The organism is Pseudomonas sp. QL9 (assembly GCF_041409665.1).
Classification (GTDB): Bacteria; Pseudomonadota; Gammaproteobacteria; order Pseudomonadales; family Pseudomonadaceae; genus Pseudomonas; species Pseudomonas knackmussii.
The window spans coordinates 4,435,978-4,449,509 of sequence record NZ_CP166971.1; the positions used below are offsets into that span (position 1 = coordinate 4,435,978).

Sequence of the window (13,532 nt, forward strand, 5' to 3'; positions counted from 1 at the left end):
GCGTTGCGCGGATCAAGCCTCTTCCAGCACCACCACCCGCTGCCCCGCCCGCACCGGCGAACCGGGCTGCACGCGAACCTCGCGGACCACGCCGTCGCGCGGGGCGGTGAGGGGGATTTCCATCTTCATCGACTCGAGGATCACCAGGGTGTCGCCGGCCTTCACGCTGGCGCCCTCGCTCACCTGCACCTGCCAGAGGTTGCCGGCGACGTGGCTCTCGATGGCGTGCTGGCCGGCTTCCAGGGGCGCGTCCTCGCCCAGCTCCGGTGCAACTTCCTCGCTCTCGAAATGCGCCTGGCCGGAGGCGATCCAGCGTTGCCGTTCGGCGTCGAAGGCGGCGCGCTGGTGCGTGCGGAAGGCCTCGATGCTCTCGGCCTCGCGGCCCAGGAAGGCCTGGTAGTCGGCCAGGCACAGCTCGCTTTCCTCGATGCGCAGCGGATAGCGGCCGAGCGGAAAGTCGCGGCGGATGCGCAGCAACTCCTCGGCGCTCACCGGGTAGAAGCGGATCTGGTCGAAGAAGCGCAGTAGCCAGGGCTTGCCGCCGAAGGCCTCGACGGCGCGGTAGCGGTTCCACATCTGCAGGGTGCGGCCGACGAACTGATAGCCGCCGGGGCCTTCCATGCCGTACACGCACATGTAGGCGCCGCCGATACCTACCGAGTTCTCCGCGGTCCAGGTGCGTGCCGGGTTGTACTTGGTGGTGACCAGCCGGTGGCGCGGGTCCAGCGGCGTGGCCACGGGCGCGCCGAGGTAGACGTCGCCCAGGCCCATCACCAGGTAGCTGGCCTCGAACACCGTGCGGTACACGGCCTCAAGGTCAGGCAGCTCGTTGATGCGGCGGATGAACTCCAGGTTGCTCGGGCACCAGGGTGCGTCCTTGCGCACCGTGGTCATGTATTTCTCGATGGCCAGCTGACAGGCCGGGTCGTCCCAGGACAGCGGCAGGTGGACGATGCGCGAAGGCACCTTGAGGTCGCGCGCGGCGCAGACGCCGTCCCACAGGCCGGCGACGGTTTCCAGCAGCTTCGCAAGCGGCAGCGCTTCGGGTTGGTAGTGCACCTGCAGCGAGCGGATGCCCGGGGTGAGGTCGATCACGCCTTCCAGCGCCAGGGCTTCCAGGGCCTGCATCAGCGCGTGGGCGCGGAAGCGCAGCACGAGGTCCAGCTCGGGCTGGCCGATCTCCAGCAGCAGGTGGGTGTCGCCGGAAAGGCGCGCGACCAGGCGGGTGTCGTCCTGGCCGAGGTCGAGGACGATGGGGGAGGTGAGGGCGGTGCCGGGGCTTCCCTCTCCCCCCGCCCGCTCCCGCAAGCGGGAGAGGGGGCTGTCCGTGCCGGCCCTGGTCAGTTCGCGCGCCGTGGCGATGTCCACCGGTTCGAAGCACACCTTGTCCCCGGCCTTGAGCTGGCCGAGCTGCCAGAGGTCGGCCTCGATCACCGTCACCGGGCAGACGAAGCCGCCCAGGCTCGGACCGTCCGGGCCGAGGATCACCGGCATGTCGCCGGTGAAGTCCACCGCGCCGATGGCGTAGGGGTTGTCGTGGATGTTCGACGGGTGCAGGCCGGCCTCGCCGCCGCTGTCGCGCACCCATTCGGGTTTCGGGCCGATCAGGCGCACGCCGGTGCGGCTGGAGTTGAAGTGGACTTCCCAGGCGGTGGCGAAGAAGGTCTCGATGTAGGCCGGGGTGAAGTATTCCGGCGCGCCGTGCGGGCCGTAGATGACGCGGATGCGCCGCAGCTCCGGCAGCTCGGTGCATTGCTCGGCGGGCAGGCGGGCGCCGTGGCTGGCGTCACTCAGTTCCGCTAGGTGCAGCACATCGCCGGCGCGCAGGGCGCGGCCGCCGTGGCCGCCGAACTGGCCGAGGGTGAAGGTGCTCTTGCTGCCCAGGTAGTCCGGCAGTTGCAGGCCGCCGCGCAGGCACAGGTAGCTGCGCGCCCCGGCGCCGGAAATGCTGCCCAGGGCGAGAGTCGAGCCGGCGGGCACGAAGAGCGCGGTGTCCATCGGTTGCTCGACACCGTCCAGGCTCAGGGCGATGCGCGCGCCAGTGACGGCGACCACGGCGTCGGCGTTGAAGCGCAGGGTCGGGCCGCTCATGGTGATTTCCAGGGCGGCGGCGCCTTCCGGGTTGCCCAGCAGGCGGTTGCCCAGGCGCAGCGCACGGTCATCCATCGGCCCAGACGGCGGCACGCCGACCGCCCAGTAGCCGAGGCGGCCGGGGTAGTCCTGCGCGCTGGTCTGGGTGCCGGCGCTCAGTACCTCGAAGGTCTGGGCACGGTAGCGCAGGCCTTCCAGGCAACGGGTCCAGGGCGAGCCGCTGGCGAAGGGCACGTCGGCGAGGATCTGCCGCAGGTAGTCGCGGTTGCATTCCACGCCGTACAGCAGGCTGTCGGCCAGCGCGCGGTCGAGGCCGGCGCGGGCCTGTTCGCGGTCCGGCGCCCAGGCGATCAGCTTGGCGATCATCGGGTCGAAGTAGGGCGGGATCTCGCAGCCGGCCTCGACCCAGGTGTCGATGCGCAGCGCCTTGCCATCCGCTGGCGGGAAGGCGACGGCGGTGAGCAGGCCGGGGCTGGGCTGGAAGTCGCGGCCCGGGTCCTCGGCATACAGGCGCGCCTGGATGGCGTGGCCTTGCGGTTTCAGCGCGGCGGTGAGCTCGGCCAGCGGCGGCAGGTCGCCGGCCGCCAGTTCGATCATCCAGCGCACCAGGTCGACGCCCCAGACCTGCTCGGTGACGCCGTGCTCCACCTGCAGGCGGGTGTTCACTTCGAGGAAGTAGAAGCGCTCGGCCAGGCTGTCGTAGACGAACTCGACGGTGCCGGCGCTGCGGTAGTTCGCCGCCTTGGCCAGCTTGATCGCCGCCGCGCAGAGCTTGTCGGCCATGCCGGCCGGCAGGTTAGGCGCCGGGGTTTCCTCCAGCACCTTCTGGTTGCGCCGCTGCACCGAGCAGTCGCGCACGCCGAGGGCGATGACTTCGCCCTGGCCGTCGCCGAACACCTGCACTTCAAGGTGGCGGGCGCGTTCGATGTACTTCTCGATGAACACGCCGGAGTCGCTGAAGTTGTTCTGCCCCAGGCGTTTCACCGCGTCGAAGGCGTCGGAGAGCTCCTGCGCCGAGCGGCACACGCGCATGCCGATGCCGCCGCCGCCGGCGGTGCTCTTGAGCATCACCGGGTAGCCGACGGTTTCACCGGCGGCCAGCGCGGCGTCGAGGTTTTCCAGCAGGTCGGTGCCTTCGAGCAGCGGCACGCCCTGTTCGCGCGCCAGGGCGCGGGCGGTGTGCTTGAGGCCGAAAAGACGCAGCTGCTGCGGCGTCGGGCCGACGAAGGCGATGCCGGCCGCTTCGCAGGCTTCGGCGAAGGCGGCGTTCTCGGAGAGGAAGCCGTAGCCGGGGTGGATGGCCTGGGCGCCGCTGGCGCGAGCGGCGGCGAGGATCTTGTCGACCACCAGGTAAGTGCTGGACGCCGGGCCGGCGCCCAGCTCGAAGGCTTCGTCGGCCTGCTGCACGTGGAGGCTGGCGGCGTCGGCTTCGGCGTAGACCGCCACGCCTTGCACGTCGAGGGCTCGAAGGGTGCGCAGGATGCGGCAGGCGATGGCGCCGCGGTTGGCGATCAGGAGCTTGTCGAACATGAGGAAGTCCCCATGGGGTGGCGGGCCGTCCCGCCGTCATTCGGTCTGCGCCACGGTCGTCCGTGGTCGGGTTGTAGGAGCGCGCCAAGCGCGCGATTCGCGGGCATGGCCCGCTCCTACGGCTTCAGGCATTGCCCGGAGCGGCTCTGGCAGAGCAGGAAGAGCAGGGCGCGCAGGCGCTGGCTCAGTCCCATACCAGCAGCTCCGCCGGGGTCGGGTTCCAGCCGTTGCACGGGTTGTTCAGCTGCGGGCAGTTGGAGATCAGGACGATCACGTCCATGTGCGCGAGCAACTCGACGTACTTGCCGGCGCCGGAGATGCCGTCCTCGAAGGTCAGGCCGCCTTCCGGGGTGACCGGCACGTTCATGAAGAAGTTGATGTTGTGGCTGATGTCGGCCTTGCTCAGGCGGCCGTCGTGCAGGCTGGCGCGCAGGAAGTTGTCGCGGCAGCTGTGCATGTAGCGCTTGTCCAGGGCGTAGCGCACGGTGTTGCTTTCCTGCGCGCAGGCGCCGCCGAGGGTGTCGTGGCGGCCGCAGGTGTCGGCGACGATGGTCAGCATCGGGTTGCCGAGGTTGGAATAGAGCACGCTGCCGGCGGAGAGGTAGACGCGCCCCTGTTTGCGCAGGGTGCGCTGCACGTCGTAGCGCTCGCGCGGGTTGCGCGCGCTGAAGAAGAGGGTGTCCACCGCCTGGTTGCCTTCCAGGTCGAGGATGCGCAGGGTCTGCCCGGCTTTCAGTTCGGTGAGGCTGGGCTCGCCGGCGGGGATCAGGGTGCGCGAGAAGGCGGCTTCGGGGTGTTTGTCGCTGGGGACGATGGGCATGCTCGCGTTCCTTCAGATGAACAGGCGTTCGGTGTTGTGGAAGCCGCGGCCGTTTTCCGGGCGCGAGGTGCGGCAGAGCACGCTGATGCCGTCGCTGGCGACCTGGTGCCAGGACAGGCCGATGGGCTTGGGCGCGTACTGCGGGTTCGGGTCCATGGGGTGCTGCAGGGCGGTGAGCACGACGAGCGTGTCCATCGGCGCGTAGAGCTCCACGTAGTCGCCGGCCTTGGAATTGCCGGGTACGAAGTGGAAGCAGCCGTCGGCATCCACATCCACGCGGCTGAACAGGTTCAGGCACATCAGCAGGTCTTGCAGGCGCATGTCCCACTTGCCCATTTCCACCAGCAGGTTGTCCGCGCCGTTGCGGAAGAAACCGTTGCGCAGTTCCTGGTAGCGGCCCTGGCCGTACTTCTCCAGCACCTCGGCGGCGTTGAGCACGCCGCCGAAGCTGTCGTGCCAGCCGCAGGTGTCGGCGCTGATGGCGGCGAGCACGCGGCCCATGTCGGAGTACAGGCAGTGCCCGGCGGTGAACTTGGCGGTGTGCTGGCACTTGAGGCTGTCCGGCAGGTTCAGCCGTTCGCTTTTCTCGTGGGCGTTGAACAGCAGTACGGCGAGGTTGCCACCGCCTTCGATATCGGTGATGCGCAGCAGCTGGCCGCGCTTGAGTACGAAAGAGGTGTGGCCGCCGCCGGGGACGGTTTCTTCGTAGAGGGTCGAGCGCAGGGCGAGGGATGCGGTCATGTCGGGTTCCTTAATAGGCCGGCGTGATGAGGGGCGCGGCGGGGGGCTCGCCGGACGCTTCCAGGCGCGCGGCAAGCGGGGCCGGCAGGGCCGCGCGGGCGGCGCGGCGATCGGCGTTGAGCGGGATGTCGTAGGTGATGCGCGCGCCGTAGGCGTTGGGCGCGTGCGGGTCGTGGCGGACCTTGTCGAAGACCAGCAGGCGGGTGCCCAGGCTGAAGCCTTCGGCGAGGTCGTGGGTAACCATGAACACGGTCAGCCGGGTTTCCTGCCAGAGGTCGAGCAGCAGCAGGTGCATGTCCTTGCGGATGCCCGGGTCGAGGGCGCCGAAGGGCTCGTCGAGGAGCAGCACGCGCGGCTTCATGATCAGCGCCTGGGCGATTGCCAGGCGTTGCTGCATGCCGCCGGAGAGGGCGCTGGGGTACTTGTCCAGGGCATGGCCGAGGCCGACTTTCTTCAGCAGTTCGGCGGCCTGTTCGCGGGCTTCGCGGCGGGCGGCGCCGAACAGCCGGCCGAGCAGCTTGGCGCGGGGCAGTTCGAGGCCGAGCACCACGTTGTCGAGCACGGTCAGGTGCGGGAACACCGAGTAGCGCTGGAACACCACGCCACGGCTCGGGTCGGGTTCGCCGGGCAGCGCCTTGCCGTCGAGCAGCAGTTCGCCGCGGCTGGGGCGCTCCTGGCCGAGCAGCAGGCGCAGGAAGGTCGACTTGCCGCAGCCGGAGGCGCCGACCAGGGTGCAGAACTCGCCCTCGTTCACCGTCAGGTTGAGGCGTTCGAGGATCACGTTGCCGGCGTATTCCTGCCAGACGTTGCGGACCTGGATGAAGCTCATGCCTTGCCTCCTTCGTACCAGGGGAAGGCGCGCCGGGTGAGCACGCGCAGGGCCCAGTCCATCAGCCAGGCGAGCAGGGTGATCCAGACCACGTAGGGCACGATCACGTCCATCGCGAGGTAGCGGCGCACGAGGAAGATGCGGTAGCCCAGGCCGTCGGTGGAGGCGATGGCCTCGGCGGCGATGAGGAACAGCCAGGCCGAGCCGAGCATCAGGCGCAGGGAGATCAGTAGGCGCGGCAGCAGCTGCGGCAGCACCACGCGCAGGATCAGGGTCCAGGTATTGGCGCCGAGGGTCTGCGCCTTGATCAGCAGCTCGCGGGGGATTTCCCGGGCGCGCTGCTCGATGTCACGGGCGATGCAGGGGGCGACGCCGATGACGATCAGCACCACCTTGGACAGCTCGCCGAGGCCGAAGACGATGAACAGGATCGGCAGCAAGGCCAGCGGCGGCACCATCGACAGCACGGTGAGCAGCGGCGAGAGCGGCGCGCCGAACAGCGGCACGCTGCCGGCGGCGATGCCCAGCGTGAGGCCGAGCAATGCGGCGATGCCAAGGCCCAGGCCGAGACGTTGCAAGCTGGCGCCGGTGTCGCCCCAGAACAGCACTTCGCCGGTGCGCTTGTCCTCGCTGAAGGCCAGGCGGTCGACGGCATCGACCATCTGCGCGGCGCTGGGCAGCAGCTTGTCGTTGGGGTTCTCCGCCAGCCGCGACGCCGACCCGGTGAAGTAGGCGAACAGCAGCAGGGCGAAGGGCAGCAGCACCAGGAGCAGGCGGCTGCCGCGGTCGGGTTGCAGGTTGATCAGGCGCATATCGTCTACCCGTAGAAGGTGGCTGTAGGAGCGGATCTCATCCGCGAATCGCGCTGGAGGAGCCGGTCATCGCGGACAAGGTCCGCTCCTACGGTCTGCGGCTCAGAGCTTCCCTTCCGCCGCCATCTGCACGTAGCTCGGGTCGAAGCGCAGCTTGAGGTTGCCGGCGTCGCCCAGGGCCACGCCGTTGGCGAAGCTCATGCCGACCGCGTCGGGGCTCTTGGCGCCTTCGCCGAGCAGACCGTGGGCGAAGGAGAATTTCGCCACCTTCTGCATGGTGTCCGGCAGGCCGGCGCTGGTGGCGAAGGCCAGCGCCTCGGCCGGGGTGGCGAACAGCTTGGTGGTGGCCAGCTGCGACTGGTAGCCGGCGAGGTCGGTGCCGGAGGCCTTGGCCATGTGTTCCAGGGCTTCCTTGCTCTGCGCGTTGTCGGCCTTCATCAGGGCCACGGTCTCGAACCAGGCGCCGGTCAGCGCCTTGCCCAGGGCGGGGTTGTCCTTCAGCGTCTGGCTGTTGACCACCATCATGTCCATGATCTCGCCGGGCACCTTGCTGGAGTCGAACACCTCGGTGGTGCCGGGCTTGGCGCGGGCTTCGGCGAGCATCGGGTTCCAGGTGGTCACCGCCTGCACCTCGTCGGTGTTGAAGGCGGCGGCGATGTCGGCGTCGGACGTGTTGACGGTCTTCACGTCCTTCTCGGCGAGCTTGGCGGTCTCCAGGGCGCGGGCGAGCAGGTAGTGGGAGACCGACAGCTCGACCAGGTTGACCTTCATGCCCTTGAGGTCGGCGAGGGTCTTGCCTTCGCCCTTGAGGACGATCCCGTCGTTGCCGTTGGAGAAGTCGCTGACGATCAGCGCGGTGGAGTCGACGCCGCCGGCGGCGGGGATGGTCAGGGCGTCCATGTTGGTCATGGTGCAGCCGTCGAACTGGCCGGCGGTGTACTGGTTGATCGACTCGATGTAGTCGTTGAGCTGGGTGATCTTGATGTCGATGCCGTACTTCTTCGCCCACTTGTCGACGATGCCGTGGCTGGCGGCGTATTCCCAGGGCATCCAGCCGGCGTAGATGGTCCAGCAGAGGTTGAAGCTGTTCTTGCTCGCGGCGGAGGCGGAGAGGCTGAGGGCGGCGAGGGCGGCGGCCAGCAGGGCGGTGAGGCGGGACTTGCGCATGGGAACCTCCAGGTCGGTTGTCGGGCAGGCGGGAGTCGGGCGGCGGTGGCGTCGCGCTCTTCTCCCGGGCTTTTGTCCCGCCGTGTAACCTCGCTGGAGGTCGATGGCTCTCGGACCAGACGCCCGCAACGCGAGCCGGAACCCTAGCCATCCATTTCGAATTGTGGTGCCGCGAACCCGCATGGCGGGTGACTCCTGCACGTCGATCCCTAAGCGATAGGCGTGCCAACTACGCGGCGCACCCGTGGCAGAGCGGTCGCGCCACTTCCGGCGGCGCGCGCGCGGGGTCGGCGTGCCCCGGCATGCAGCACGTCGCCACATCCTGGTGCGCGCCAGTCGAAAGTCGGTGTCGAGGCGCCCTGGCCTCACGGCAGACTGCGGCGACCAATCCCCATCGGAGTCGTCCCCATGTCGCACCTGCTGTCCTTCGCCAAGGGCGCGCTGGCCATGTTCTGGCTGGCCGCCGCGGTCAACCTGGTCTACCCGTTCGGCGAGCTGCATCGGCCGCTGTTGCTGCTGGCCGGCGTGCTGCTGGTGGTGCATGCCGGCGAGGTGCTGCTGTTCGGCAAACGCCTGAAACAGCGCCCGCAGCCCTGGCTGGAGCGCCTGCAGGTCTTGCTCTTCGGCGTCCTGCATCTGCCCGCAATGCGTCCGTAAATCGATGATTTACAAAAGCTTTACCTGAGGCTGTGGCACTCGCTGCAAGGCGCTCGGTCTGATCTATCAAGTCGCTGCTACGCGCTTTCGCGAAGCGGACTTGCCCAGATCAGGAGTTAGCCATGCGTCGCTTGTTCATTGCCTTGCTGTTGTTCCTGCCGTTGTCCGGCTGCGTGGTCTACGAACACGATCACGGCTGGCGCGGGCCGCGCTACTACGGCCCGCCGGCTCACTACTACGATCACGATCGATATGACCACGATCGCTACGACCGCGACTGGCGGCGTTGATCGCGCTGACTGACGGCACCTTCGGGTGCCGTCAGCTTTTTCGCTTGCCGTCTTCGACCGGATGGCCTTCGGTCTCCAGCAGCAATTCGACGAAGGCCGCAGCCGCCGGCGACAGGCTGCGGCTGGCATGGCGCACCAGGCCGTAGGCAGAGCGGCGCAGCGTGGCGTCGCCGGCCAGGCGCGGCCAATGCAGCGCAGCCAGGCGTCCGCTGGCAATGTCGGCGGCGACCACGTCGGCCACCGCCAGGCAGAGCATGTCGCTGCCGCGCACCAGTTCCTTGAGCATCAGTACGTCGTCGCACTGCACGTCCAGCGGCTGCTCGCGGCCGAGCGTCTGCACCAGACGGTGATGAGCGTCGCGCGGCAGGCGCGGGCCGGCCAGGGGGAAGTCGAGCAGGCGCTCGATGCCGGGCTCCGCCTCGCTCAACAGCGGATGGCCGGGGCGGCAGAACAGCAGGCTGTCGTGCTCGCGTAGCGGAAGGATGTCGAGGCGAGGATCGTCCATGAGTTCGCGGCAGTCGGCGACGAAGAGTTCCAGCTCATCATCGAGCAGCCGCTGGTGCAGCTCGCCCCAGTTCTCGATCGACAGCACCAGGCTGACCTTCGGGTGCGCCCGGCTGAAGGCGGCGAGCACCTGCGGCATCAGGCGCGCGGCGGGGAAGGGGCCGGAACCCAGGCGCAATTCGCCGGCGCCCATTTCGCCCAGCTGGCGCACCGCGTTGTCCAGTGCGCGGCTGCCGGCGAGGAGGCGGCGGGCATGTTCCAGCACCAGTCGGCCATGGGCGGTGAGGGTGATGCCGCGCGGATTGCGGTCGAGCAGACGGCAGTCGAGCTGGCTTTCCAGCGCCTGGATGCTACGCGAGAGCGCGGGCTGGCTGAGGTTCACCGCTTCGGCGGCGCGGGCGAAGTGACCGTATTCGGCGAGGGCGACGAAGTGGCGGAGCTGGCGAAGGTCGGTCATGCGCGTACTGCATTGAAGTAGATAAAGGAATGCATTGGAATTATTGATCCGCGCGGCGGCATAGTGCCAGGCATTCCCATAACAAAAACCGGAGTTCCTTCGCATGATGCGTCTGTCCGCCGCCGTCCTCGTGGCCGGCCTGTCTCCCGTGCTGCTCGCCGCCGACGATCCCGCCGATGCGCCCAAGGCGCCGAGCACCTTCACCATCGCCGCGCAGCAAAAAGTCCGCGAGTCGCTCCCGTTCAGCGAACGCGCCGACTTCGAGCGGGTCGAGAAGGGCCTGATCAAGCGCCCGCCGGCGCTGGAGATCAGGAACGAGGACGGCAGCGTGGCCTGGACCCTCGGCGGCTTCGACTTCCTCAATGCCGGCAAGGACTTCGACAGCATCAACCCGAGCCTGCAGCGCCAGGCCCTGCTCAACCTCAAGTACGGCCTGTACAAGGTCACCGACGGTGTCTACCAGGTACGTGGCTTCGACCTCGCCAACACCACCTTCATCGAAGGCAAGACCGGCTGGATCGTCATCGACACCCTGACCACCCCGGCCACCTCGAAGGCCGCCTATGCGCTCGTCAGCCAGGAGCTAGGGCAGAAGCCGATCAAGGCGATCATCTACAGCCACGCCCACGTCGACCATTTCGGCGGGGTGAAGGGGCTGGTCAGCCAGGAACAGGTGGACAAGGGCGAGGTGCAGATCATCGCGCCCAAGGGCTTCATGGAGGCGGCGATCAAGGAAAACGTGCTGGCCGGCAACGCCATGCTGCGCCGCGCCACCTATCAGTACGGCACCCTGCTGCCCAAAGGCCCCACCGGCTTGGTCGACATGGCCATCGGCAAAGGCGTCGCCCACGGCCCGATGACCCTGATCGCGCCGACCAGGGTGATCGAACGCGACGACGAGCAGTTGGACATCGACGGCGTGACCTTCGCCTTCCAGAACACCCCGGGTACCGAATCGCCGGCGGAGATGAACATCTGGATGCCGCAGCAGAAGGCCCTGATGATGGCCGAGAACGTCACCGCGACCCTGCACAACCTCTACACCCTGCGCGGCGCCGAGACCCGCGACGCGCTGGGCTGGAGCAAGTACATCAACGCCGCGCTGCACCGCTATGGCGACCAGGCCGAAGTGATGCTGGCCGTGCACAACTGGCCGCGCTGGGGGCACGACGACATCGTTCGTACCCTGGAGAAGGAGCGCGACCTGTACGGCTACCTCAACGACCAGAGCCTGCACCTGGCCAACCAGGGCGTGACCATCAACCAGATCCACGAGCGCTTCCAGTTGCCGCCGGAACTGGCCAACGAATGGTTCAACCGCGGCTACCACGGCTCGGTCAGCCACAACGTGCGCGCGGTGGTGAACAAGTACCTGGGCTACTACGACGGCAACCCGGCGACGCTCAACCCGTTGGCGCCGGAGGATTCGGCGAAGAAATACGTGGAGTTCATGGGCGGCGCGGAGCACCTGCTGCAGATGGCGCAGAAATCCTTCGACCAGGGCGAGTACCGCTGGGTGGTGGAAGTGGTCAACAAGCTGGTCTTCGCCGAGCCGGACAACCAGGCCGCCCGCCGCCTGCAGGCAGACGCCCTGGAGCAGCTCGGCTACCAGGCGGAGAACGCCGGCTGGCGCAACAGCTACCTGGCCGCCGCCGACGAGTTGCGCCACGGCGTGCCGCGCAACCTGCCATCGCTCAAGACCTCCAGTTCCGACGCCCTGGCGGCAATGGATACCGGCCTGCTGTTCGACTACCTGGGCGTGCGCCTGAACGCCGGCAAGGCCGAGGGCGAGGATTTCGCCATCAACCTGGTGCTGCCGGATCTCAAGCAGCAATACCTGCTGGAGCTGAAGAACTCGCACCTGAACAACATCCAGGGCGTTCAGAGCGACAAGGCCGGGCAGACGGTGACCATCGACCGCGTCGACCTCAACCGCTTGCTGCTCAAGCAGGTCAACCCGGTGGTGCTGATCGCCGAGGGCAAACTGAAGAGCTCGGGCAACCCGCTGCTGCTGCCCAAGCTGTTCGGCATGCTGGACGACTTCGACTTCTGGTTCGACATCGCCACGCCGGCGAAGCGGGAGGGGTAACGGAAACGGCGCTTTTCGTAGGAGCGAGCTTGCTCGCGAACGGCTGCGGCACAGGGCTTGTTCGCGAGCAAGCTCGCGCCTACAAGAGCAGGCTGCCGCAGGACGCAGGGCGCATAACCCCCGAGGGGGTTATGCGCCTTGTCGTTTCAATAGGCCACGGTGAACCGCTGCTGGTGATGCGCCGGTTTCTCCGCTTCGTCGAGCATGGCCACTGCGAGGTCGGGCAGCGAGATGCGGCTCTCGCCCTTGGCATCGAACAGCACCTGGTCGCCGCCGATGCGGAAGCTGCCGGTGCGGGTTTCGCCTTCGAGGAGCATGGCCGGACTGAGGAAGGCCCAGTCCAGGCCCTTCTCGCTACGCAGCTGGTCGAGGGCATCGGCGGCGCCGAGGGCGCCCTGTTTCCACTGCTCGGGGAATTCCGGACTGTCCACCAGGCGCTGGCCGGGCGCGATCTCCAGGCTGCCGGCGCCGCCGAGCACCAGCAAGCGCTTCACCCCGGCCGCCTTGGTGCCTTCGAGGATGGCGCGGCTGCCGTTGGCGTGGGCGTTGCGGATGTCCGGGTTGCCCCAGCCGGCGTTGAAGGCGCTGATCACCACGTCATGTCCGGCCACCGCCTTGGCCACCTGTGTGGCGTCGTAGACATCCGCCTGGACTGCGCTGACGCCATCGCGGCCGGCCAGCTTCGCCGGGTCGCGCACCAGTGCGGTCACCGCATGACCACGGCGCAGGGCTTCTTCCAGGAAATAATGGCCGACGTGGCCGGTGGCGCCGATCAGGGCGATTTTCATGGGGGATCTCCAGTGTCTGGGCCGCGATTGCGGCGGGAAAGGCGCCCATGATCGGCTGGTGCGGGGCGTGGAAAAACCACTGGAACAGCCATGCACTCATTAGCTGGGCTTCATAATCTGTCTGCGGGTTCGTTCATCAGCGACAGGCCGCGGGCCACTGCCACGGAGATGAACAGCACCCCCAGGACGGCTTCGCTGGTCGCCAGCAGGCGGGTGATCGGCAGCAGCGGCTGGATGTCGCCGTAGCCGACGGTGGTGAGGGTGATCAGGCTGAAATAGACGAAGCTGTCCAGGTGCAGTTCGCTGCCCGGTGGGCCGAACCCGCCGGGCAGGTAGCGCTGGATCAAGGCGTAGAGCAGGGCATAGGCCAGGGCCAGCTGCAGGTAGAGTGCGCTCAATCCGTAGAGCAGTTCGCCGGTCACCGGGCGTTCGCGGGCTACACGGCGGAACAGCGTGACGAGCAGGACGGCATAGAAGGCCAGCAACGGCAGCGTGCGGTCGAAGTACGGTGAATGCCCATTGAGCTCGGCGAGCAGTGAGAAAACGACGCACGCGCTACCGAACAGCGCCGCCAGGATAATCCAGCCGCGACGTTGCGGCAGGCTGTTGATACCGCTTAGCACCAGCGTCAGCAGCGCGATCTGGTCCAGCGCCAGCGGCGGTTGCGGGAAGCCGAGCACCAGCAACATGAAGACGCTGCTGAAGAACAGCAGGCGAAAGCGGAAACGGTGCAGGAAGCCGGGCATCTCCATGCTCT

General features: G+C 67.9%; 12 protein-coding genes and 1 riboswitch. Of the genes, 3 read left to right on the plus strand and 9 right to left on the minus strand.

From position 1 onward, the window contains the following. Nucleotides 1–12: 12 nt before the first annotated feature. The 6 genes from uca to ACA097_RS20685 form a co-directional block, all read right to left on the minus strand. Nucleotides 13–3,621, minus strand: coding sequence for an urea carboxylase (gene uca / locus ACA097_RS20660; protein WP_371365698.1), 3,609 nt, complete (start codon nucleotides 3,619–3,621; stop codon nucleotides 13–15). Nucleotides 3,622–3,805: 184 nt separating this feature from the next. Continuing rightward, nucleotides 3,806–4,441: an urea amidolyase associated protein UAAP2 gene (locus ACA097_RS20665; protein ID WP_160287956.1), complete on the minus strand. Its 636-nt coding sequence runs from the start codon at nucleotides 4,439–4,441 to the stop codon at nucleotides 3,806–3,808. Nucleotides 4,442–4,453: 12 nt separating this feature from the next. Beyond that, the gene (locus tag ACA097_RS20670; protein WP_371365700.1) at nucleotides 4,454–5,182 is read right to left on the minus strand and encodes an urea amidolyase associated protein UAAP1; all 729 of its coding nucleotides are present in this window, start codon (nucleotides 5,180–5,182) and stop codon (nucleotides 4,454–4,456) included. A 10-nt stretch (nucleotides 5,183–5,192) separates the two neighbouring features. After that, entirely contained in the window at nucleotides 5,193–6,011 is an 819-nt protein-coding gene (locus ACA097_RS20675; RefSeq protein WP_371365702.1) for an ABC transporter ATP-binding protein, read from the minus strand. Then, nucleotides 6,008–6,823 carry an ABC transporter permease gene (locus ACA097_RS20680; RefSeq protein WP_371365704.1) on the minus strand — a complete coding sequence of 272 codons (816 nt, stop codon included), beginning with the start codon at nucleotides 6,821–6,823 and terminating at the stop codon, nucleotides 6,008–6,010. The genes ACA097_RS20675 and ACA097_RS20680 overlap by 4 nt, the downstream gene beginning before the upstream one ends. A gap of 102 nt (nucleotides 6,824–6,925) precedes the next feature. Further along, nucleotides 6,926–7,990 (minus strand): putative urea ABC transporter substrate-binding protein, encoded by a 1,065-nt coding sequence (locus ACA097_RS20685; protein ID WP_371365706.1) that lies wholly within the window; start codon nucleotides 7,988–7,990, stop codon nucleotides 6,926–6,928. A 59-nt stretch (nucleotides 7,991–8,049) separates the two neighbouring features. Then, a riboswitch (guanidine-I (ykkC/yxkD leader) is annotated at nucleotides 8,050–8,148 on the minus strand. Between the two features lie 250 nt (nucleotides 8,149–8,398). Between ACA097_RS20685 and ACA097_RS20690 the strand changes: the two genes are divergently transcribed. Both ACA097_RS20690 and ACA097_RS20695 read left to right on the plus strand, forming a co-directional pair. Then, the gene (locus ACA097_RS20690) at nucleotides 8,399–8,647 is read left to right on the plus strand and encodes a DUF1145 domain-containing protein (protein ID WP_043254078.1); all 249 of its coding nucleotides are present in this window, start codon (nucleotides 8,399–8,401) and stop codon (nucleotides 8,645–8,647) included. A 122-nt stretch (nucleotides 8,648–8,769) separates the two neighbouring features. Continuing rightward, nucleotides 8,770–8,937, plus strand: a complete 168-nt coding sequence (locus tag ACA097_RS20695) for a hypothetical protein (protein ID WP_167333373.1) — start codon at nucleotides 8,770–8,772, stop codon at nucleotides 8,935–8,937. A gap of 31 nt (nucleotides 8,938–8,968) precedes the next feature. On the opposite strand, the gene ACA097_RS20700 is transcribed toward ACA097_RS20695, so the two are convergent. Then, complete coding sequence (locus ACA097_RS20700; protein ID WP_160287951.1) at nucleotides 8,969–9,898, minus strand: LysR family transcriptional regulator; 930 nt, start codon at nucleotides 9,896–9,898, stop codon at nucleotides 8,969–8,971. Nucleotides 9,899–10,001: 103 nt separating this feature from the next. On the opposite strand from ACA097_RS20700, the gene ACA097_RS20705 reads away from it, so the two are divergent. Then, complete coding sequence (locus ACA097_RS20705; RefSeq protein ID WP_371365709.1) at nucleotides 10,002–11,987, plus strand: alkyl/aryl-sulfatase; 1,986 nt, start codon at nucleotides 10,002–10,004, stop codon at nucleotides 11,985–11,987. Between the two features lie 146 nt (nucleotides 11,988–12,133). Here the strand turns inward: ACA097_RS20705 and ACA097_RS20710 are convergent, their stop codons facing one another. Continuing rightward, on the minus strand, nucleotides 12,134–12,775 hold the full coding sequence (locus ACA097_RS20710) for an NAD(P)-dependent oxidoreductase (RefSeq protein ID WP_371365711.1): 642 nt from the start codon (nucleotides 12,773–12,775) through the stop codon (nucleotides 12,134–12,136). Nucleotides 12,776–12,885: 110 nt separating this feature from the next. Next, the gene (locus ACA097_RS20715; protein WP_371365713.1) at nucleotides 12,886–13,521 is read right to left on the minus strand and encodes a potassium channel family protein; all 636 of its coding nucleotides are present in this window, start codon (nucleotides 13,519–13,521) and stop codon (nucleotides 12,886–12,888) included. Nucleotides 13,522–13,532: the final 11 nt, after the last annotated feature.